This window comes from Nesterenkonia sp. CL21, from assembly GCF_031705515.1.
Lineage (GTDB): Bacteria > Actinomycetota > Actinomycetes > Actinomycetales > Micrococcaceae > Nesterenkonia > Nesterenkonia aethiopica.
In genome coordinates this window covers 139,898-158,359 of sequence record NZ_JAUTWR010000005.1, presented here as the reverse complement: position 1 = coordinate 158,359, position 18,462 = coordinate 139,898, and the positions used below count along the sequence as shown (strand labels likewise).

General features: G+C 70.2%; 19 protein-coding genes. 4 read left to right on the top strand and 15 right to left on the bottom strand.

The genetic code is table 11. The features are described 5' to 3' along the window. Positions 1-118 precede the first annotated feature (118 nt). A complete protein-coding gene (locus Q7C18_RS09830) occupies positions 119-1,591 on the top strand; it encodes a peptide MFS transporter (RefSeq protein ID WP_311025245.1) in 1,473 nt (490 codons plus the stop codon). 105 nt (positions 1,592-1,696) lie between these two features. Here the strand turns inward: Q7C18_RS09830 and Q7C18_RS09825 are convergent, their stop codons facing one another. From Q7C18_RS09825 to otnK, 13 genes are all read right to left on the bottom strand, one after another. Beyond that, positions 1,697-2,458, bottom strand: a complete 762-nt coding sequence (locus Q7C18_RS09825; protein WP_311025244.1) for an ABC transporter permease — start codon at positions 2,456-2,458, stop codon at positions 1,697-1,699. Continuing rightward, positions 2,455-3,279, bottom strand: a complete 825-nt coding sequence (locus Q7C18_RS09820; protein WP_311025243.1) for an ATP-binding cassette domain-containing protein — start codon at positions 3,277-3,279, stop codon at positions 2,455-2,457. Before Q7C18_RS09820 ends, Q7C18_RS09825 begins: the two co-directional genes overlap by 4 nt. Further along, positions 3,276-3,662, bottom strand: a complete 387-nt coding sequence (locus Q7C18_RS09815; protein WP_311025242.1) for a DUF1048 domain-containing protein — start codon at positions 3,660-3,662, stop codon at positions 3,276-3,278. Before Q7C18_RS09815 ends, Q7C18_RS09820 begins: the two co-directional genes overlap by 4 nt. Continuing rightward, a complete protein-coding gene (locus tag Q7C18_RS09810) occupies positions 3,662-3,994 on the bottom strand; it encodes a PadR family transcriptional regulator (RefSeq protein WP_311025241.1) in 333 nt (110 codons plus the stop codon). The genes Q7C18_RS09815 and Q7C18_RS09810 overlap by 1 nt, the downstream gene beginning before the upstream one ends. Before the next feature lie 161 nt (positions 3,995-4,155). Then, positions 4,156-5,724, bottom strand: coding sequence for a multicopper oxidase domain-containing protein (locus Q7C18_RS09805; RefSeq protein WP_311025240.1), 1,569 nt, complete (start codon positions 5,722-5,724; stop codon positions 4,156-4,158). After that, positions 5,717-6,220 carry a hypothetical protein gene (locus Q7C18_RS09800; RefSeq protein WP_311025239.1) on the bottom strand — a complete coding sequence of 168 codons (504 nt, stop codon included), beginning with the start codon at positions 6,218-6,220 and terminating at the stop codon, positions 5,717-5,719. Before Q7C18_RS09800 ends, Q7C18_RS09805 begins: the two co-directional genes overlap by 8 nt. A 114-nt stretch (positions 6,221-6,334) precedes the next feature. Further along, positions 6,335-7,126 (bottom strand): SGNH/GDSL hydrolase family protein, encoded by a 792-nt coding sequence (locus Q7C18_RS09795; RefSeq protein ID WP_311025238.1) that lies wholly within the window; start codon positions 7,124-7,126, stop codon positions 6,335-6,337. A 151-nt stretch (positions 7,127-7,277) separates the two neighbouring features. Next, positions 7,278-7,895, bottom strand: coding sequence for an aldolase (locus tag Q7C18_RS09790; RefSeq protein WP_311025237.1), 618 nt, complete (start codon positions 7,893-7,895; stop codon positions 7,278-7,280). Positions 7,896-7,929: 34 nt separating this feature from the next. After that, positions 7,930-9,330, bottom strand: coding sequence for a GntP family permease (locus tag Q7C18_RS09785; RefSeq protein WP_070159192.1), 1,401 nt, complete (start codon positions 9,328-9,330; stop codon positions 7,930-7,932). Between the two features lie 78 nt (positions 9,331-9,408). Further along, positions 9,409-10,368, bottom strand: a complete 960-nt coding sequence (gene denD / locus Q7C18_RS09780) for a D-erythronate dehydrogenase (protein ID WP_070159193.1) — start codon at positions 10,366-10,368, stop codon at positions 9,409-9,411. Between the two features lie 44 nt (positions 10,369-10,412). After that, a complete protein-coding gene (locus Q7C18_RS09775) occupies positions 10,413-11,201 on the bottom strand; it encodes a DeoR/GlpR family DNA-binding transcription regulator (RefSeq protein ID WP_070159194.1) in 789 nt (262 codons plus the stop codon). Beyond that, on the bottom strand, positions 11,198-11,989 hold the full coding sequence (otnI, locus tag Q7C18_RS09770; RefSeq protein ID WP_311025235.1) for a 2-oxo-tetronate isomerase: 792 nt from the start codon (positions 11,987-11,989) through the stop codon (positions 11,198-11,200). Before otnI ends, Q7C18_RS09775 begins: the two co-directional genes overlap by 4 nt. Position 11,990: 1 nt before the next feature. Then, a complete protein-coding gene (gene otnK / locus Q7C18_RS09765; protein WP_311025234.1) occupies positions 11,991-13,427 on the bottom strand; it encodes a 3-oxo-tetronate kinase in 1,437 nt (478 codons plus the stop codon). A 169-nt stretch (positions 13,428-13,596) separates the two neighbouring features. Here otnK and Q7C18_RS09760 point away from each other — a divergent pair, with 169 nt between their 5' ends. Beyond that, positions 13,597-14,511 (top strand): NAD(P)-dependent oxidoreductase, encoded by a 915-nt coding sequence (locus tag Q7C18_RS09760; RefSeq protein WP_311025233.1) that lies wholly within the window; start codon positions 13,597-13,599, stop codon positions 14,509-14,511. 18 nt (positions 14,512-14,529) lie between these two features. Here the strand turns inward: Q7C18_RS09760 and Q7C18_RS09755 are convergent, their stop codons facing one another. Beyond that, on the bottom strand, positions 14,530-15,696 hold the full coding sequence (locus Q7C18_RS09755; protein ID WP_311025232.1) for a glutathione S-transferase C-terminal domain-containing protein: 1,167 nt from the start codon (positions 15,694-15,696) through the stop codon (positions 14,530-14,532). A 96-nt stretch (positions 15,697-15,792) separates the two neighbouring features. Here Q7C18_RS09755 and Q7C18_RS09750 point away from each other — a divergent pair, with 96 nt between their 5' ends. Beyond that, a complete protein-coding gene (locus Q7C18_RS09750; protein WP_311025231.1) occupies positions 15,793-16,689 on the top strand; it encodes an MBL fold metallo-hydrolase in 897 nt (298 codons plus the stop codon). A 54-nt stretch (positions 16,690-16,743) separates the two neighbouring features. Continuing rightward, positions 16,744-18,036, top strand: coding sequence for a cation:proton antiporter (locus Q7C18_RS09745; RefSeq protein ID WP_311025230.1), 1,293 nt, complete (start codon positions 16,744-16,746; stop codon positions 18,034-18,036). Here the strand turns inward: Q7C18_RS09745 and Q7C18_RS09740 are convergent. Beyond that, entirely contained in the window at positions 18,015-18,422 is a 408-nt protein-coding gene (locus Q7C18_RS09740; RefSeq protein ID WP_311025228.1) for a hypothetical protein, read from the bottom strand. The genes Q7C18_RS09745 and Q7C18_RS09740 overlap by 22 nt on opposite strands. Between the last annotated feature and the right edge of the window lie 40 nt (positions 18,423-18,462).

The following is an 18,462-nucleotide window of genomic DNA, read 5'->3' as shown; positions in this document are numbered from 1 at the left end:
GTCCACCCCCTCCTGATCGCCTCTGACCTGCGATCGTGCCGACATCACCCCTGGCGAGCGAGCATCCAGGAAACGTCCGGATTAGCGCTTTAGCTCAGCATGCGATTCCATGGGAAAAATGACCACCATTCATCAGAACCCGTCGCCGGTCCCTGCGGCGGATGAGGGGAAGTCGTTCTTCGGGCATCCGCGGATGCTGTTCAACCTGTTCTCGGTCGAGCTGTGGGAGCGCTTCTCCTTCTACGGGATGCAGGGCATCCTCGCCTATTACATGTACTTCTCGGTCGCCGACGGCGGCCTGGGGATCGACCAGGGCCTGGCCCTGAGTCTCGTGGGCGCCTACGGCGGCTCCGTCTACCTCTCCACCATCCTCACCGCGTGGATCGCGGATCGACTGATCGGTGCCGAGCGCACACTGTTCCATTCGGCGGTGCTGGTGATGATCGGCCACATCGCCCTGGCCGTGCTGCCCGGCGCTGCCGGGCTCGCCGTCGGACTCGTCTGCGTCGCCGTGGGCTCGGGCGGGGTGAAGGCCGCCGCCGGCTCCCTGGTGGGCACCCTCTACACCCGCGAGGACCCGCGCCGCGACGCCGGGTTCTCGATCTTCTACATGGGGGTGAACATCGGCGGGCTCATCGGCCCGCTGCTCTCCGGGCTGCTGCAGGACCGCATCGGCTTCCACTGGGGCTTCGGCGCCGCCGCGGTCGGCATGGTCATCGGTCTGGTGGTCTACACGCGGGGCCGCCGCCGGCTCCCGGACTCCGCCCATGCGGTGGTCAATCCGCTGCCCGCCGGGCTGCGCCGCCGGTACGGCTTCGGCGCGCTGGCCGCCGTCGTGCTGATCGCCGGGCTCTTCGCCACCGGCGTGCTCACCGCGGCCAACCTGGCCACGGTGATCGCCGGGGTGGTGATCGTGGCCGCGGTGGTCTATTTCGTGGTGCTGCTGACCTCTCCGAAGGTCGACCGCGACGAGCGCAGCCGCGTGGTCGCCTTCATCCCGCTGTTCATCGCCTCCACCGCATTCTTCGCCCTGTTCCAGCAGCAGTTCACGTTCATCGCCGTGTACTCGGAGCAGCGCCTGGACCGCAGCATCTTCGGCTGGGAGATGCCCGCCAGCTGGGTGCAGTCCATCAACCCGCTGTTCATCATCCTCTTCGCCGCCGTCTTCGCCGCCCTATGGACGACGATGGGCGACCGGCAGCCCTCCACGCCGCTGAAGTTCGGCGGCGCGCTGGTGGTGATCGGCATCGCCTACCTGCTGTTCATCCCGCTGGAGTCCCTGGAACGGACCCCGCTGCTGGCACTGGTCGGCATCCTGCTGCTGGTCACCTGGGCGGAGCTGCTGCTCAGCCCCATCGGCCTCTCCGTGGCCACCAAGCTGGCTCCGGTGGCGTTCACCACCCAGATGCTGGCGCTGTTCTACCTGTCCATCGCCCTGGGCACCACGCTGGCGGGCATCCTGGCCGGCTTCTACACCGCAGGCCAGGAGGTCGCCTACTTCATCACCCTGGGCGGGGTGTGCGTCGCGCTGGGCGTCGCTCTGGCCGTGGCCTCGCCGAAGCTGGTGCGACTCATGCGCGGGGTACGCTGACCACTCCCCTGACACCCGCGGCACACGCACGACGACGGCGCCACCTGACCTCCACAGAGGTCGGCCGGCGCCGTCGTCGTCCCTGCCTGCGGGGCGCCTCTGATCTCAGGTGACCCGTCGGCGGTAGATGCTCACGGCGACGACATAGCCGAGGAGCAGCAGACCCACACACCAGGCGAGCGCGATCCACACCTCGCTGCCCACCGGCTGCCCGCCCAGCAGGTTCCGGAGCGTGTCCACGATGGAGGTCACCGGCTGATGCTCGGCGAAGATCCGCACCGGGGTGGGCATCGAGTCCGTGGGGACGAAGGCGGAGCTGAGGAACGGCAGGAAGATCAGCGGGTAGGAGAATGCGCTGGCGCCGTCCACCGTGCTCGCCGACAGACCGGCGATGACGGCCAACCAGGTCAGCGCCAGGGTGATGAGCATCAGGATCCCCGCCGCGGCCAGCCAGTCCAGCGGGGATGCACTGGAGCGGAAGCCCATGATCAGCGCGACCGCCACCACGATGATCAGCGAGACCGCCGTGGAGACCGCAGAGGTCAGCACGTGGGCCCACAGCACCGCGGATCGGGAGATCGGCAGGGAGGAGAACCGTTCGACGATGCCTCCCTGGAGGTCCAGGAACAGCCGATAAGCGGTGTAGGCGATGCCGGAGGCGATCGTGATCAGCAGGATCCCCGGCAGCAGGTAGTTCACATAGTTGTCCGTACCGGCGTCGATCGCCCCGCCGAAGACGTAGACGAAGAGCAGCAGAAATGCGATGGGCATGATCGCGGTGGTGATGATCGTGTCCGGGCTGCGCGTGATGTGTCGCAGGGAGCGGCCCAGCAGCGTGCGGGTCTCCTCCAGGGCCTGGACGCTCATGATGCCTCCTTCTCGACACGCTGGGTGCTCTGGTCGCTCCCGGTGCTCCCGGTGCTCCCGGTGCTCCCGGTGAGAGCCAGGAAGATGTCCTCCAGGCTGGGCTGGACCTCCACGTGCTTCACCTCGGCCGGCGGCATCAGCGCCTTGAGCTCGGCGAGCGTGCCGTCGGCGATGATCCGACCCCCATGCAGGACCGCGATACGGTCGGCGAGCTGCTCGGCCTCCTCCAGGTACTGGGTGGTGAGCAGAATCGTGGTGCCGCCCCGGGCCAGGGCGCGGATGGAGTCCCAGACCTCGAGCCGCGCCTGAGGATCGAGACCCGTGGTGGGCTCGTCGAGGAAGATCACCGCGGGCTCGCCGATCAGACTCATGGCGATGTCCAGACGCCGCCGCATGCCGCCCGAGTAGGTCGAGGCCCGGCGATTCCCCGCCTCCGTCAGGGAGAACCGGGCCAGCAGCTCGTCGGCGACGCCTCCCGGGTCCGCCAGGTACCGCAGGCGAGCGATCAGCATGAGGTTCTCCCGCCCGGTGAGGATCTCGTCGACGGCGGCGAACTGTCCGGTCAGGCTGATCAGCTCCCGCACACCGCCGGGGTCCTCCGCGACGTCGACCCCGAGCACACGCACCGTGCCGCCGTCGCCCGTCAGCAGGGTGGACAGGATCCGCACGGCGGTCGTCTTGCCGGCGCCGTTGGACCCCAGAAGGGCGAAGATGCTGCCCGGAGCCACGGCCATGTCCATCCCGGTGAGCACCTCGGTGTCGCCGAAAGACTTCACCAGGCCGGTGACCTCGATGGCCGGGGCGGTCAGCGTGGCGCTCATGACTCCGCCCCCTCCGCCTGCGATGTCGTCGCCTCGGCGACGGCCTTGCGCAGCCTGTCCTGCTCCTTGGTGATCCATTGGCTGTCCGTGTAGTTGGCCAGGAACTCCTCGGCGAACTCGGCCGGGTCCTCACCGATCACCTCGGCGATGGCCGTGCCGTCGGCGGCCGCCCCTTCGATCAGGTCGGCCAGATCGGTCATCATGCGGAGCAGCTCCTGGCCGCTGCCGTGCCCGCCCCGGTACAGCAGGTACCGTTCCAGGGCCTTCTGGGTCTCGCGGTAGCCCGCCGGGAGCTGCTTGACGCGCTCCTGGTGCTCCCGGTACTGCTTCTTCTCCTCGAGCGAACCGGTGACCCACTCGAACCACTTCTTCTTCTCCGTCATCACTGCGTCCTCTCCTCGCGCAGCGTCTCGATCCGCTCTGCCAGGAACGTCCAGTTCCTCCAGAACTCGTCGAGCTGCCGCCGTCCCTGATCGTTGAGCGTGTAGACCTTGCGGGGCGGGCCCTTCTCCGAGGGCACCTTCTCCACATCCACCAGCTGGCGCTTCTCGAGCCGGACCAGCAGCGCGTAGATGGTGCCTTCGGCGATGTCGGTGAAGCCCTGCTCGCGCAGCCAGGCGGTGATCTCGTACCCGTAGGCGGGTCGACCCGCCAGGATCGCGAGCACCAGCCCTTCCAAGGTGCCCTTGAGCATCTCCGTGACCTGCTTGCCCATCACACCTCCTCACTACTCTGTATCACTGATTACCAGTACATAGTAACACCGAGTACCGAGAGGGCAAGAGGGTGGACGAACCGGTCTCCGCGATCACTCCGAGGGCCCCACAGGCCCCGAATTCGCCCCGGGACAAACCCGAGCCGGACGCCGGTGAGGGGTCAGTGGCCGTGCCCGCCCGGCTCCGGCGGCCCAGCATCAGGACCGCCCCGCGGCGCGACGTCGACGTCGTCCTCGCCCCCGGGGTCCACCACCACGAACTGGCCCATCATGCCCTGGTCCTCATGCCAGAGGAGATGGCAGTGGTACATGTACGGGACCTCGGTGCTGGTGTGCTCACCGAAACGCATGATCAGCCGCACCGGCTCGTGCGGCGGCAGGTAGACCGTGTCCTTCCAGCCGGCCAGCTCGGGCGGCGGGGCCTGCCCGCCCACGGTGAGCACCTGGAACTGGACGTCGTGGACGTGGAAGTTGTGCGGCTGGCCGTGGCTGTTCCACACCTCCCAGATCTCGATGGTCCCGGCCGTGACGACCTCGTCGATCCGGTCCATGTCCATCAGCCGCCCGTTGATCCGATTGGTGCGCAGCTCGAAGCCGCGCACGGTGCCCGCCTCGCGCTCCTCCAACGACTCCAGCGGGACCAGACGCTCCGGCATCGGCGGTGCCGGGCGCAGCGTCGTCGCGGCGCGCAGCAGGAGCAGGTCCAGCTCATCCCGGGACCCCGTGGTGTCGGCCATGCCCCGGGTGATGCCCAGCTCCTGCGGGAAGGAGCGCAGCACCGCCTCCTCCCCGGGCTCCATGTCCACCAGGATCTCCGCGCGCTCCCCCGGAGTGAGGATGATCTTCTCCAGCTCCACCGGAGCCGGAAGCAGGCCGCCGTCGGAGGCGATCATCGTCATGGGCCTTCCGTCGGCGAACCCGACGGCGTAGCTGCGCGCCCCCGAGCCGTTGAGGACCCGCAGCCGGGTGCGTGCAGCCGTGACGTCCAGGACGGGCTCCGCCGTCCCGTTGACCAGCACGGTGTCTCCGAGCATGCCGTTGTTCCGGCGCCCGCTCTCCACCAGTCGGCCCCGGGAGTCGAAGCTGCGGTCCTGGAGGATCAGCGGCACGTCATCGACCCCGTACTCCCGCGGCAGGTCCAGCGCCTGCTCCTCGTCGTCGTCGAGGATGAACATCCCGGCGATCCCCCGGTGCACGTGAGCCTCCGTCTGCCCATGCGGATGCGGGTGGTACCAGAGGGTGGCCGCCGGCTGGTCGATGCGCCAGGACGGCTCCCAGGTCTGACCGGGCTCCACCATCTGGTGTGGGCCGCCGTCGGCCTCTGCCGGCAGGCGCATACCGTGCCAGTGCAGACTGGTGGCCTCCGGCAGCGCGTTGGCGAACCGGATCTCCACGGTGTCGCCGCGGCTCGCCCGCAGGGTCGGACCCAGGTGGTCGCCGTCGATCCCCCATGTCTCGGTGGGCCCGGCATCCACGATCTGCGAGCTTCCGGTCTGCGCGGTGAGCTCGAAGATCCGGTGAGCGCCGTCGTCGCTCTGCTCATCGATCACAGGCTCCGCCAACGGTGGGATGTGCAGCGGGTTCCGGAAGTCCACCTGGCCGGCGGTGCTGCGCGGGGTGCGGATCTCCGCGAACCCGCAGCCGGAGAGGCTCGCGACGACGGCCAGCGCCACGGTGCCCCCGCCGGCGGCTCCCCACCGCAGCAGGTGGCGACGGTCCATCTCAACCATGGGGACCTCCCGTCGGGACCGGGCGGGCCAGGGGGTGGCTCACCGGGTCGACGTCGCGCCGAGCGGGAAGGGTGGTCCGGGTGCGCCGGGAGTGGGGACGCGGCCTCCGCAGCGCCACCAGGCACAGCCCAGCGGCCAGCAGCGTGATGACCACGCCCAACGGCACGTGGATGCTCAGCAGGTGCAGGTGCCCGAGCGCGACCTGTGCGATCTCCAGGGTCACCAGCCCCAGGGCCATCACGGGCGCCCAGGCGCTGCCTCCGCCCGGCATCCAGGCCAGGACGCCCAGCACCACCAGCACCATGGAGACCAGGATCAGGGTGCCGCCGACGGCGGCGTGGGCCAGCAGCGGCACGGCGTGGCCGTCCAGGGATCCGCCGGCCAGGAACGGCTGGGCCAGCACCATCAGCGCGTGCAGGATCACGACGGCGGAGAACAGCCACCGCAGGGTCAGGGCGAGGCCGCCGCGCGGCCCGCCCGAGTCATGTCTTTCCATACCTCCGACGCTAGGCGCCGGCGCAGGCGGGAGGACATCGCCTCCGGGCGACAGGGAACCCGGAGACGACCCTGAGGAGACCCGGACACGATGCCCGGACTCCTCGGCAGGGGGTCACCACACGCGGGACGTCAGCTCCGGGTACTTCGGGGACATGTCATCGCCGGAGGAGCGGCCGGTCACCCGACGCTTCACCCACGGGAGCAGGTGCTCCCGGCCCCAGCTGACGTGGTCCACCGTCCGCTCCACCAGCGTCTGGGGCGGCAGCTCGTCGATCTCGGGGTCCTCGATCTCATCGGTCTCGCCGAGGACCTCCAGGACCTGCTTGGCCATCTCCGTGTGCCCGGCGATGCCCAGGTGCATGCGGTCCACGTCCCAGTAGCGCCAGTCCTGGAACTGCTTCATGTGCCAGAAGTCCACCAGGTCGGTGCCGAGGTCGTCGGCGATCTTGCGGACGTGCTCGTTGTAGATGGCCGTGCGCCCGCGCGTCATGTTGAACAGGGGCGCCTTGGCGGAGTCGAATCCGGTGAACAGCACCACCCGGGCCCCGGTGTCGACCAGCTTCTGCGCCGCGAGGCGGTACCTGGCCATGAGCCCGTCGATGTTGACCGCGGGCCGCAGGATGTCGTTCCCCCCGGCGTAGAGGGTCACCAGGGTCGGCTCCATGACCAGGGCTGCCTCGAGCTGCTCCTCGATGACCTGCGTGAGCTTCTTGCCACGGATCGCCAGGTTGGCGTACCCCCAGGAGGAGTCGTTGGCGATCAGCTGGGCGGCGACCCGGTCAGCCCATCCCCGGCAGTCATTGGGGCTGGAGGGGTCGATGTCCCCGACACCCTCGGTGAACGAATCGCCCAGGGCCACGAACCGCTTCTCGAACGGGCCGTCGAGTTCATCTGACGCTGACATGCACGAGCTCCTCGGAAGACGATGGGACACCACCCATCACACTATCGCGCGCCGCGCTCTGCAGCATCCATCGGGGGATTCCTCGTGGTCCCAGGGCTGGTCCGGGCCTGGGACCACGAGGAATCCCCCGATCGATGAGCCGCAGCCGAGCTCAGTCCAGCAGCTCTCGGATCTGCTCCTCGGTCAGCGGCCGGACCTGCCGGTCCTTGACCAGGAAGGCCAGCTGGGCGGAGACCTCCAGCTCCTCGGCCGCGTTCGACGCCGACTCCAGCGTCTCCCCCGCCACGATGGACCCGTGGTTGGCCAGGATCACGGCGGGCCCCTGGGACGCCGCGGCGCGCAGCTCCGCGTCCACCTCGGCCGATCCGGGACGGTAGTACGGCACCATGGGCACCTCGCGCCCGACCCGCATCACGAAGTACGGCGTCAGTGCCGGGATCGCCGGGCCGTCCTCGGCCAGGCAGCTGACCGCCGTCACATAGGTGGAGTGCAGATGCACCACGGCCTGCGCCTCGGGGCGGGTCTCATAGATCGCCCGGTGCATGACCACCTCCTTGGAGGGCCGCGGCCCTCCCACATGCCGCCACTGGTGGTCCAGCTCCGCCAGCTCATCCACGCTCAGCCGCCCCAGGGAGGAGTTGGTGGGCGTCATGAGGAACCCATCGGCCGTGCGCACGCTCAGATTCCCCGCGCTGCCCACGGAGAACCCCCTGTCGAACAGGCTGGCTCCGATCTCCACCAGCTGTCGACGCAGCTCAGAGTCACTCACGCACTGGTCCTTCCTTCTCGATGCGGTTCAGTCATCATGCGAAGACGCTCACCGTCAGCAGGGTGACCAGGCTGACGCCCCAGGCGATCGTCGTCGGGACCGACCAGGTGAGCATCTGGTGCTTGGCATTCGTGACGCCGAGCATACGGTTGACCACCCAGAACATGCTGTCATTGAAGTAGCTGAAGAACATGGACCCCAGGCAGGCGGCCTGCGCGGCCAGCACCATGTTCACATCCATGGGGGCCATGATCGGCGCCGAGATGGAGGCGGCGGTGATGATCGCGACCGTCCCGGATCCCTGGATGGCGCGCACCAGCGTGGCGATGACGAAGGGGATCAGCACCGCCGGCAGCGCCAGCCCGGCCGCCCACTGGCCGATCGCGTCGCCCGTCCCGGACTCGCGCAGCACCGCCCCGAGGGCACCACCGGCACCGGTGACCAGCAGGATGATGCCGGCCGACTCCACGCCCTTCTCCAGGTCCGCGATGGTGCCCTGTCGGTCCTGGCCGCGGGTCAGACCATAGATGGCGATGAGCACACCGATCAGCAGCGCGATCACCGGGTTGCCGAAGAAGGCCGCCGTCTGCACGAACCAGTCCGGCAGCGAGATGACCTCGGCCTCGGTGAGGTTGGTGGAGAACGTGTTGAGGAAGATCAGGATGATCGGCGCGAAGATCGGCATCACCGAGATGGCCAGCGAGGGCAGCTCCTTCTCCCGCTCGGCGGCACGCTCCTCGAACTCCGCGAACGCCTCCTTCGGGGAGAGCCTGTCCCCCGTGTCGGCCTCGATCATCGCCTCGATGCGCGGACCCATGACCTTCGCGTAGATCACCACGCACAGCAGCGAGGGGATGGTCAGGATCGCACCCCAGAGGATCATCTCCCCGACGCCGACGCCGAAGATCCCGGCCGCGCCCAGGGGCCCCGGCGTGGGCGGCACCGCGTGGTGGGTGACGGTCAGGCCGCCGGCGAGCGCGATGCCCAGGGTCAGCAGAGACCGCCCGGACGTGCGGCTCAACGACTTCACCAGCGGGGTGAGGATCACGAAGGCGCTGTCCACGAAGATCGGGATCGAGATGATGAACCCGGCCCCGGCGAGCGCCCATTCCTCTCGCTTGCGCCCCAGCCAGCGGATCAGCGTCACGGCGAGCTTCTCGGCCGCGCCGGAGGCCTCCAGCACCCGGCCCATCATCACGCCCAGTCCGATCACCAGACCGATGGTCGACAGGGTCGCACCGAATCCGGTGGTGATCGCCTCCACGACGGCGGCCGGGGCCATCCCCGCGGCCAGCCCGGCGATCGAGGCCGCGATGACCAGGGCCAGCACCGCGTGCACCTTGGTCCGCAGCACCAGGAAGATCAGCAGCGCGACGGCGGCGGCGAGGCCGACGACGGCGGTGATCTCCGTGAGACCTGCAGCTTCTTCTGTCATGGTGTCCTCCTTGACACACGACCGTCCCGGGACCGGGACGGAGTCCTGTTCTCAGCCGATGGACTCGGCTGCCTCGATCTAGTCGACGAACTCGGCGTGATACTGCCGCACGGCGTCCTCGAAGCTGGCGTCGGGGCGGAAGCCCAGCGCCAGGACCCGGTCCACGTCGAAGGCTCCGGGCCAGGAGCGCACGATGCGGCTGATCCGCTCGTCGTGCTCATGGGAGACCCGGGCCAGGGCCTCGGCCCCGCCGACCGCTTCGAGGGCGTCCAGCATCTCGGCGACCGTGACGGTCACCCCGGGCAGGTTCAGCACCCGCCAGGCAGGTAGGTGCTCGGGGTTCAGCCGGGCGGCGTGCACCAGGTTCGCCACCACCGTGTCCGGGGAGGACAGCCACAGCCGGGTGTCCCGCGGCACCGGGCACACCGCCTCCTCTCCCTGGAGCGGCTCGCGGATGATGCCGCTGGCGAAGGAGGAGACGGCGGTGTTCGGCCGACCGGGTCGCACCGAGATGGTGGGCAGACGGCAGATGCGGGCATCCACGAAGCCGCGGCGGGAGTACTCGTTGACCAGCAGCTCCCCGATCCCCTTGGTGGCCCCGTAGGTGGACTCGGGCTGCACCCCCTGAGTCTCGGGGACGACGTCGGGCATCTCCCCGCCGAAGACGGCGATGGAGCTGGTGAACACGAACCGCGGGGCGGTGCCGACAGCGCGGGCGGCCTCCAGCAGGTTCCGGGTGGCGTCGACGTTGACCTCCAGGGCGAGGTCGACGTCGTCCTCCGAGCCGCCGGAGAGCACTGCGGCCAGGTGGTAGATCACCGAGGTCTCGGCGTCGACCAGCTGGGCCAAGGTCTCGGGATCCCCGACGTCGCCCACCACGGAGCGCACGCGGGGATCGTCGACGGGGCATTCGGCGAGGTCCAGGGAGACGACCTCGTCCACCTCGACGGCGAGGTGGCCGGCGTCGTGAGCTTCCAGCAGGGCGGTGATGACACGGCTTCCGAGGAAGCCGGCCCCTCCGGTGACGAGGGCTTTCATGGGTAGTCCTTTCAAAGGCGGGTCGATCAGTGGGGGCGGGTCGGTCAGTGGGGCGGGTCGGTCAGCAGCAGGTCCACGCCGAGATCGCGGGCACGCTCCCGGGCGGCCTCGGGAAGCTCAGGGTCGGAGACGAGGCCGTCGAAGGCGCCGAGGGGCACGGCTTTGAAGGCGGCGACCCGGCCGTACTTGCTGCTGTCGGTGACCAGGTAGCTGTGGGCGGCGTTCTCCACCAGCGCGCGCTTGACCACGGTCTTCGCATCCGAGGGGACCGAGAGTCCCCGCAGGTCGAAGGAGGAGGCGGAGACGAAGGCGATGTCGATGTTGTAGTCGTCGATCTCCGCGGCCGTCACAGGGCCCTGCGTGGAGAGGTTGGCGCTGTCGAGCTGGCCGCCCAGCACATGGACCCGGGCCTGCGGGTGCTCCCCCGCGGCGGCGGCCACGGCCAGGTCATTGGTGATGATGTCGCCCGGACCGGCGGCGCCGTCGGCGGCCATCCGGACCAGTCGGCGCGCCAGGGCGAGCATGGTGGTCCCGGCATCGAGGTAGACGACGTCGCCAGCGCCGACCAAGGCGGCGGCTCGCGCCGCGATGGCCTCCTTCTCCGCGGGCCGGAGTCCGAGCTTGGTCTGGTGGGTCGCGTCCAGGGCGATGCGCGAGGGCAGGGCGACCCCGCCGTCCACGGAGACGAGCCGCCCGGCCTCCTCCAGGCGCCGGATGTCCCGGCGGACCGTCATATGGGAGACCCCGAGCGTCTGGGTCAGCGCGGCGATGCTGGCCGAGCCCTCCTCCTCGACCAGGTGCAGGAGGCGACGGCGGCGTTCGTCGGGAATCATCGGGCCTCCCCCTGGAACCGGTGGAGCCAGCCGAGCCCGGCTGTGGTCTCTCCGGCGGGCCGGTACTCCGCTCCGATCCACCCGGTATAGCCGACCTCGTCCAGCACGCCCAGCAGGTGCTGCAGGTCCAGCTCCCCTCCGTCGGGCTCGTGGCGGTCCGGCACCGAGGCGATCTGCACGTGCGCGGTGATGTCCGCCGTGGCCCGGATGAGCTCGGACAGGTCACCCTGGATGATCTGCGCGTGGTAGAGATCCAGCTGGAGGGCCACCGCGGGGTGGTCGATCTCGGCGATCATCTCCCGGGCCAGCTCCACCGAATCCAGGTGATAGCCGGGCATGTCACGGGTGTTGATGGGCTCGACGAGCACGGTGACCCCGTGGGCGGCGGCCTGCTCCGCGGCGTACCGCAGACGGGCCACGTACCGCTCACGGATCTGCTGTGCAGACCCCGCATCCGTTCCGGGAACCCCGGCCATGACGTGCAGCCGGCCGCAGCCGAGGGCCTGTGCGTACTGCAGGGCGGTCTCCACGCCGGCGCGGAACTCCTCCTCCCGTCCGGGCAGGGTCGCCAGGCCGCGCTCTCCGGCGGACCAGTCGCCCGGAGGCATGTTGAACAGCACCTGCTCCACGCCCGCGGCGCGGCGGGCCGCGGCGACGACGGCGGCGTCGTGGTCGTAGGGGAACAAGTACTCCACGCCGGTGAAGCCGGCGTCGGCGGCCGCCTGGAAACGGTCCAGGAAGGGCAGCTCGGTGAACAGCATGCTCAGATTGGCGGCGAAGCGGGTCATGTCATCTCCCGGAGGCAGTGTCAGGGGTGGGGTCAGCGGCGGTCGCGGGAACCATCCGCTGAGCTGCGGCGAAGAAGTCCTCGTCCCCGAAGTTTCCGGATTTCAGCGCGAGGTCGAGACGGTCCGGGCCGTCCGCGAGCGTCCGTGTCCAGGGCACGCCCGGGGCGATCTGCGGGCCGACCTCGAAGCCGTCCACGCCCAGCGCCTGGGTGACGGCCCCCGAGGTCTCCCCACCGGCGGCGATGAACCGGGTGGTGCCGGCCTCGCGCGCGGCGGCGGCGACACGGCCGAAGAACTCTTCGACGGCGGCGGAGACCCGGGCGGCTCCGTGGCGGTCCTGCCAGGCGCGCACCTCCTCCGGAGGGGCGGTGGCGTAGACCAGCGGGGCAGTCTCGGCGTCGTGCTGGGTCTGCTGCACCCAGGCGGCGGTCTCCGCGGCGTAGGCCGCGCCGCGGGCGATGACCTGGTCGACGTCGACGCCTCGACTCGGCGCCTGCGCGCGGTAGGCCTCGACCTGCCGGTTGGTCATCTCCGAGCAGGACCCGGAGAGCACCACGGCGGCGCCGCCGGTGAAGCCCCAGGCCTCCATGCCACCGGAGCCGGCACCAGGCACTCCGGACGCCGCGCCAGTGAGGCTGCGGGCCACGCCTGAGCCGATCCCGGACCCGCCGGTCACGAATCGGAGATCCTGGACGGCCGCCCCGATGATGTCCAGCTGGTCCATGTCGATCGTGTCGATCACCGCGTACCGGGCCCCGTCGACCCGGGCCTCCTGCAGCGCCTCACGGACCGCCTCGGGGCCGCGGGCGACGACGGCATGCGGCACCTTCACCGCACGCCCGGCGCTCTGCGCCTCCATCAGCCGCAGGAGGTCAGAGTCCCGCATCGGCGTCACGGGGTGGTCACGCATGCCGGACTCGTGCAGCGGCTGGTGGTGGACGAAGAGATTCCCCTGGTAGACGGTGCGTCCGTTGACGGGCAGGGCCGGCACCACCACGGTGAGGTCCTCCCCCAGGTGATCGAGCAGCGCGTCCGTGACCGGACCGATGTTGCCCTCCGCGGTGGAGTCGAAGGTGGAACAGTACTTGAACTGGATCCGCTCTGCTCCCAGAGCCTCCAGCAGACGGCACGCGTCCAGGCTCTGCGCGACGGCCTCGGACGCCGGGATGGACCGCGACTTCAGACTGATGACCACCGCATCGACGTCGGCCGGCAGCCCGAGAGCGGCGGCGAGATCCGCCGCCGAGCCGTGCGCGTCCTGCGGGGTCTGGGCCCGGGGCGACCCGTCGGGCTGGACGGGACTGTTGTGCTGCAGAGGTTCGTTGAGCTGCAGAGGCCCATTCAGCTGAACGGTGCGCAGCCCAGCGGCCACGAGGAAACCGGCGATGTCGGTCGCGCCGGTGAAGTCATCGGCGATGACGCCGAGTCGAAGCGGCATCCTGCGCCCCTCTCTGGTGAACTCTGCTCTCTGGTGGGCCCTGTGGCGCCGCGACGGCGGACACCGGATGTTGCGATCTGTGAACCTCGCACGCTGGGTTCACATACGCTAACATCATAGGCGCCGTCCTGTGAAGCGGATCACGCCCACCATCTGTCAGGAGCGACCCATGAGCGCCACACCCACCACCTCTCCCCAGCCCGCCCTACGCGTCACCTTCGTCGGTGTCGGCGCGATCGGCCTGCCCATGGCCGAACAGATCGCTCGCGCCGGCCATCAGGTGACCGGAGTGGACCCCTCCCCCGCCCGCCGCACGCTGGCCGCTGAGCTCGGCCTGGCCACGGAGGAGGCTCCCGACTCCGCACAGGACGCCGACGCCGTCGTCGTCATGGTGGCCACCCCGGAGCAGCTGGACGCGGCCGTTCTGGGCGACGACGAGGCGTCACCCGGCCTTCTGGCGCGCATGCGCCCGGGAGCCAGCCTGATCGTGATGAGCACGGTGGGCCCCGAGGCGGTGCGGGCCCTCGCGGACCCGGCTGCCGCGCGGCAGGTCCGGCTGCTGGACGTCCCGGTTACCGGCGGTGTGGCCGGGGCACAGAAGGGCGCGCTGCGGCTCTTCGCCTCCGGCGCACCCGGCGACGTCGCCGCGAACCAGGACCTGCTGGACACGATGGGCACCGTGGTCGACTGCGGCGAGCAGGTCGGACGCGGGCAGGCGTTCAAGGCCGTGAACCAGCTGCTGTGCTCGGTGCACATCGTCGCCGCCGCCGAAGCCCTGGCCCTCGCGGAGACGCTCGGCCTGGAGGCGGAGACCGTCCTCGACGCGGTCTCCTCCGGGGCGGCGGCGTCCTGGATGCTCGCTGACCGCGGCCCGCGCATGCTCGAAGGCCTCGCCGGCGTCGAGCCGGAGGTGCGCAGCGCGGTGGGGATCTTCGTCAAGGACTCCGGGCTGGTGGCGGAGATCGCCGCCGCCCACGACCTCGACACCCCACTGCTGCGTGCCGCCCAGGCGAAGTACGCCGAGGCCGCCGCAGCCGGGCTCATCGGCCAGGACGACTCCCAGGTGATCCGCACCTACCGCTGAGGCGCGCTCCTCAGCCGGTCAGCCGTGCAGCGGATTCGCCCCGGGCGGGACCTCCTCGGCGGCCAGCGGGCCGGGCGCCGTCGCGCCCTCGGGGAAGGGAGACCCTCCCATCCGCTCCCGCCCGTGGGCGGAGAGCCAGCTCCCCAGCTCCGGTCCCTCCGGGACGATCTGCGTGGGGTTCACGTCCTCGTGGACCACGTAGTAGTGGCGCTTGATCTGGTCGAAGTCAACCGTGTCGCCGAAGCCGGGGGTCTGGAAGAGGTCCCGCGCGTAGGCCCACAGATTCGGCATCTCGGTGAGCTTGGTGCGGTTGCATTTGAAGTGCCCGTGGTAGACGGGGTCGAAGCGCACCAGCGTGGTGAACAGCCGGACATCGGCCTCGGTGATGTGCTCGCCCATGAGGTACCGGCGGTCGGCCAGCCGATCCTCCAACCAGTCCAGGGCGGTGAACAGGCGGTCGTAGGCCTCCGAGTAGGCACGTTGGGAGCCGGCGAATCCGCACCGGTAGACCCCATTGTTGACCTCGGTGAAGATCCGCTTGATCACCGGCAGCATGTCCTCGATCAGGCCTGAGGGGATCAGATCGGGCGCACCCTCGCGGTGGTGTGCTCGCCACTGGGTGGAGAGGTCGAACGTCAGCTGCGGGTAGTTGTTGGTGACCACGCCGCCGGACGGGATGTCCACCAGGGCGGGCACAGTGATGCCCCGCGGGTAGTCGGGGAACCGAGCGAAGTAGTTCTCCTGCAGGCGTTCGGTACCCAGGACGGGGTCGCGGCCGTCCTCGGTGAGGTCGAAGGTCCAGGAGCGGACGTCATGCACCGGCCCCGGCGTGGCCAGGGAGATGACGTCCTCCAGCCCCAGCAGCCGGCGCACGATGATGGACCGGTGCGCCCACGGGCAGGCCCGCGCCGCCACCAGCCGGTACCGACCGGCTTCCACCGGCCAGGCCTCGGCCCCCTCGGTGAGCCCGGCGATCCGCGGGTCCCCGATGGTCGAGCTCTCCTCCTTGGCAGCGGCCCGGACGGCGTCGACGTCGGCCACCACGCGGTCTTCGATGTAGTTCGTGTCCCGGGTGAACTCCTCACCGGTCACATACGCCCCGGAGGTGGAATGCTCCGTGCCGGCGGTGGGCTGGGGGTCAGCGGTGTCAGCGCTCTCCGTGGTGCGCTCCTGTGCGGGTGCCATGGGGCCAGCCTACGACGCGGCCCCAGCCGGTGGAACAGGCCACAGAGTCACCGTCACCTGGCGTACCGGACGTCCTTGCCGTCCTACAGTGGTGCCATGACCTCGACGACGACGTCCCGACCTGCCGCTGCGCCGCTGGCCGTGCAGCGGCTCCTCTGTGAGAACCCCTCCCCCATGACCCTGGAGGGGACCACCACCTACGTGCTCGCCGGCCGGGACGCCGTCGCCGTCGTCGACCCGGGGCCGGCGGACCACCCGGAGCACGTCGAGGCGATCCTGACCGCCGTCGCCGGGCGTCCCGTGGCGCAGATCCTGGTGACCCACCGCCACCGGGACCACACCGGAGCCGCACCGGCCCTGGCGGAGCGGACCGGCGCCCCGGTCCGCGGATTCGACCCCGAGCAATGCCTCCCCGGCGCCGACGGCCTCTTCCCGCACCCGCTGAGCGACCACGAGCGGATCGACCTGGGCGGGGCGGCGGTGGAGCCGGTGCACACCCCCGGCCACACCTCAGACTCCGTGAGCCTGTTCCTGCCGCAGGCGCAGCTCGTCGCCGAGTCCGGGGACGAACGTCTCGGCCCGGGGCCCGCCGGACCGGCCGCGATGATGCTCACCGGCGACACCCTCCTGGGCCGCGGCACCACTATGCTCGACCACCCGGACGGCACGCTCACCGACTACCTGGCCAGCCTGGAGTGCCTCATCGGCTACGGCGATGCGCTCCTGCTGCCCGCCCACGGCCCCGCCCAGCCGTCGCTGGCGAAGACCGCCCGCCGGTACCTGGCGCACCGCCACGAACGGCTGGATCAGGTCCGGGCGCTCATCGCGGAGGCCCGGCAGGGCAAGACGACGGCCTCCTCACCCGCTGCGCCCGAGGACCCGGAGCAGCTGGGCCGGATGCTGTACGGCGAGGACAGCCCGGTCCCGCAGCGGGTCACCACACGGATCGCCGCCGCCCAGCTGGACCACCTGCGCAGGCTCGGCGAGATCTGACCTCCGCGGCGCCGACGCAGGCCCACGGACGCATACGCGCGTAGGCTCTGCTGCATGGGTGAACACATGCTCGTGGAGAATCTGCTCTCCACCTGGTGGATCGTCGTGGCCGCGTTCCTCGCCCCGCTGCTGGCGCTGGCCACGCGCCGCAAGATCCCCGACGTCGTCTGGCTGCTGCTGCTCGGGATGCTCATCGGCCCCTTCGGGCTGCAGCTGGCGGAGCAGACTGAGGCGGTGGGCTTCCTCCGCGAACTGGGCATGGGGTTCCTGTTCCTGCTGGCGGGACTGGAGATCAACACCGGCCAGATGCGCGGACGGCAGGGGCGCGCCGCCGCCCTGACCTGGGTGATCTGCCTGGCCTTGGGCATCGGGGCAGGCCTGCTGGTCACCCAGGGGCAGATCCATGTGGCGATCGTGTTCGCCATCGCCTCCACCTCCACCGCGCTGGGCACCCTCCTGCCGATCCTCAAGGACTCGGGCGCCGCTGGCTCACCCCTGGGCGGGGCGACCATGCTGCACGGGGCGCTGGGCGAGCTGGGACCCATCGTGGCCATGTCGTTGTTGCTCTCCACCCGGGGCACGCTCGGTGCGGCGATGGTGCTGGTCGGGTTCGCGGTGGCCGCCGTCGTCGTGGTGCTGGTGCCCCACCGGCTGTTCACCCGCATCCCCCTGCTGGGGCGGGCCATGGCGGTGGGGGCGAACACCACTATGCAGACCACGCTGCGCTTCACCGTGCTGGTCCTGCTGACGCTGATGCTGCTGACTGCGGTGCTCGAGCTCGACGTCGCGCTCGGTGCCTTCGCCGCCGGGATGCTGCTGAGCGCCGTGCTCTCCGGCAAGGCCCCCGAGCACGGGCACACGCTGGTGCACAAGGTGGAGGTCATCGGGTTCAGCTTCCTGATCCCGGTGTTCTTCGTGACCAGCGGCATGGGGATCGACCTGGGGTCGGTGGTCTCCCAGTGGCCCATGCTGCTGGGCTTTGTGGCCGCCATCCTCGCGGTGCGCGGACTGCCGGTGTTCCTGCGCGAACAGCTCACCGAGACGCACTCCGGACTGCGCACCGTCCGCGAGCGCCTCGCCCTGGCGCTCTATGCCTCCACGGGTCTGCCGATCATCGTGGCCGTCACGCAGATCGCCGTCTCCTCCGGGCTGATCGACGAGGCGGTCGCCTCCGTGATGGTCACCGGCGGGGCGATCACCGTGCTGGTCTGCCCGATGCTGGCGCAGATGGTGGAGCAGGGCCGGCCGACGGCCCCTCCTACGACGGCGCCTGAGCGGCAGGGGCTGAGGGGTTCAGAGGCACGGGGGCACGGGGGCACGGGCGCTCAGAATGCGCGCTTCCGATAGGGGTGCTCGGACCAGCGGATCTCGGAGACGACGATGCCGTCCGCCTGCAGGTGGTCCACTAACGAGCCGGCCGCGGAGCCGAGCCGGTCGAACGCGTGCGGCTGGGCCACCCCCACGCGGCCCGAGGCGTAGAAGGTCACCTGCAGCACCCGTCGCCCCCGGCGGTTCTCGGTGTATTCCTGAGTGACGCTGAGCTGCCCGTCGGTGACCCCCACCATGGGATGGCCGTCCACGTCTTCCCGGAACGCGTCCATGAATCCGGTGAGCTCTTCGACGGCGTATTCCACGGCCTCGAGGTCGTCGGCGTCGATCTGCGCCTCGAGCACGGCCCATTCGTCGTCTCCGAGCGACCTCGGCCCCCACTCGGTCCTCTGTCGCCAGCGCACGGTGAACCCCTCCTTCGCAGCACGGTGCTGCGGTAACAAT

What these genes read in the sequence shown, in the direction of transcription:
- Q7C18_RS09830 (WP_311025245.1), top strand. Translation starts at nt 119, where the DNA reads ATGACCACCATTCATCAGAACCCGTCGCCGGTCCCTGCGGCGGATGAG.
- Q7C18_RS09825 (WP_311025244.1), bottom strand. Translation starts at nt 2,458, where the DNA reads ATGAGCGTCCAGGCCCTGGAGGAGACCCGCACGCTGCTGGGCCGCTCC.
- Q7C18_RS09820 (WP_311025243.1), bottom strand. Translation starts at nt 3,279, where the DNA reads ATGAGCGCCACGCTGACCGCCCCGGCCATCGAGGTCACCGGCCTGGTG.
- Q7C18_RS09815 (WP_311025242.1), bottom strand. Translation starts at nt 3,662, where the DNA reads ATGACGGAGAAGAAGAAGTGGTTCGAGTGGGTCACCGGTTCGCTCGAG.
- Q7C18_RS09810 (WP_311025241.1), bottom strand. Translation starts at nt 3,994, where the DNA reads ATGGGCAAGCAGGTCACGGAGATGCTCAAGGGCACCTTGGAAGGGCTG.
- Q7C18_RS09805 (WP_311025240.1), bottom strand. Translation starts at nt 5,724, where the DNA reads ATGGTTGAGATGGACCGTCGCCACCTGCTGCGGTGGGGAGCCGCCGGC.
- Q7C18_RS09800 (WP_311025239.1), bottom strand. Translation starts at nt 6,220, where the DNA reads ATGGAAAGACATGACTCGGGCGGGCCGCGCGGCGGCCTCGCCCTGACC.
- Q7C18_RS09795 (WP_311025238.1), bottom strand. Translation starts at nt 7,126, where the DNA reads ATGTCAGCGTCAGATGAACTCGACGGCCCGTTCGAGAAGCGGTTCGTG.
- Q7C18_RS09785 (WP_070159192.1), bottom strand. Translation starts at nt 9,330, where the DNA reads ATGACAGAAGAAGCTGCAGGTCTCACGGAGATCACCGCCGTCGTCGGC.
- denD (WP_070159193.1), bottom strand. Translation starts at nt 10,368, where the DNA reads ATGAAAGCCCTCGTCACCGGAGGGGCCGGCTTCCTCGGAAGCCGTGTC.
- Q7C18_RS09775 (WP_070159194.1), bottom strand. Translation starts at nt 11,201, where the DNA reads ATGATTCCCGACGAACGCCGCCGTCGCCTCCTGCACCTGGTCGAGGAG.
- otnI (WP_311025235.1), bottom strand. Translation starts at nt 11,989, where the DNA reads ATGACCCGCTTCGCCGCCAATCTGAGCATGCTGTTCACCGAGCTGCCC.
- otnK (WP_311025234.1), bottom strand. Translation starts at nt 13,427, where the DNA reads ATGCCGCTTCGACTCGGCGTCATCGCCGATGACTTCACCGGCGCGACC.
- Q7C18_RS09760 (WP_311025233.1), top strand. Translation starts at nt 13,597, where the DNA reads ATGAGCGCCACACCCACCACCTCTCCCCAGCCCGCCCTACGCGTCACC.
- Q7C18_RS09755 (WP_311025232.1), bottom strand. Translation starts at nt 15,696, where the DNA reads ATGGCACCCGCACAGGAGCGCACCACGGAGAGCGCTGACACCGCTGAC.
- Q7C18_RS09750 (WP_311025231.1), top strand. Translation starts at nt 15,793, where the DNA reads ATGACCTCGACGACGACGTCCCGACCTGCCGCTGCGCCGCTGGCCGTG.
- Q7C18_RS09745 (WP_311025230.1), top strand. Translation starts at nt 16,744, where the DNA reads ATGGGTGAACACATGCTCGTGGAGAATCTGCTCTCCACCTGGTGGATC.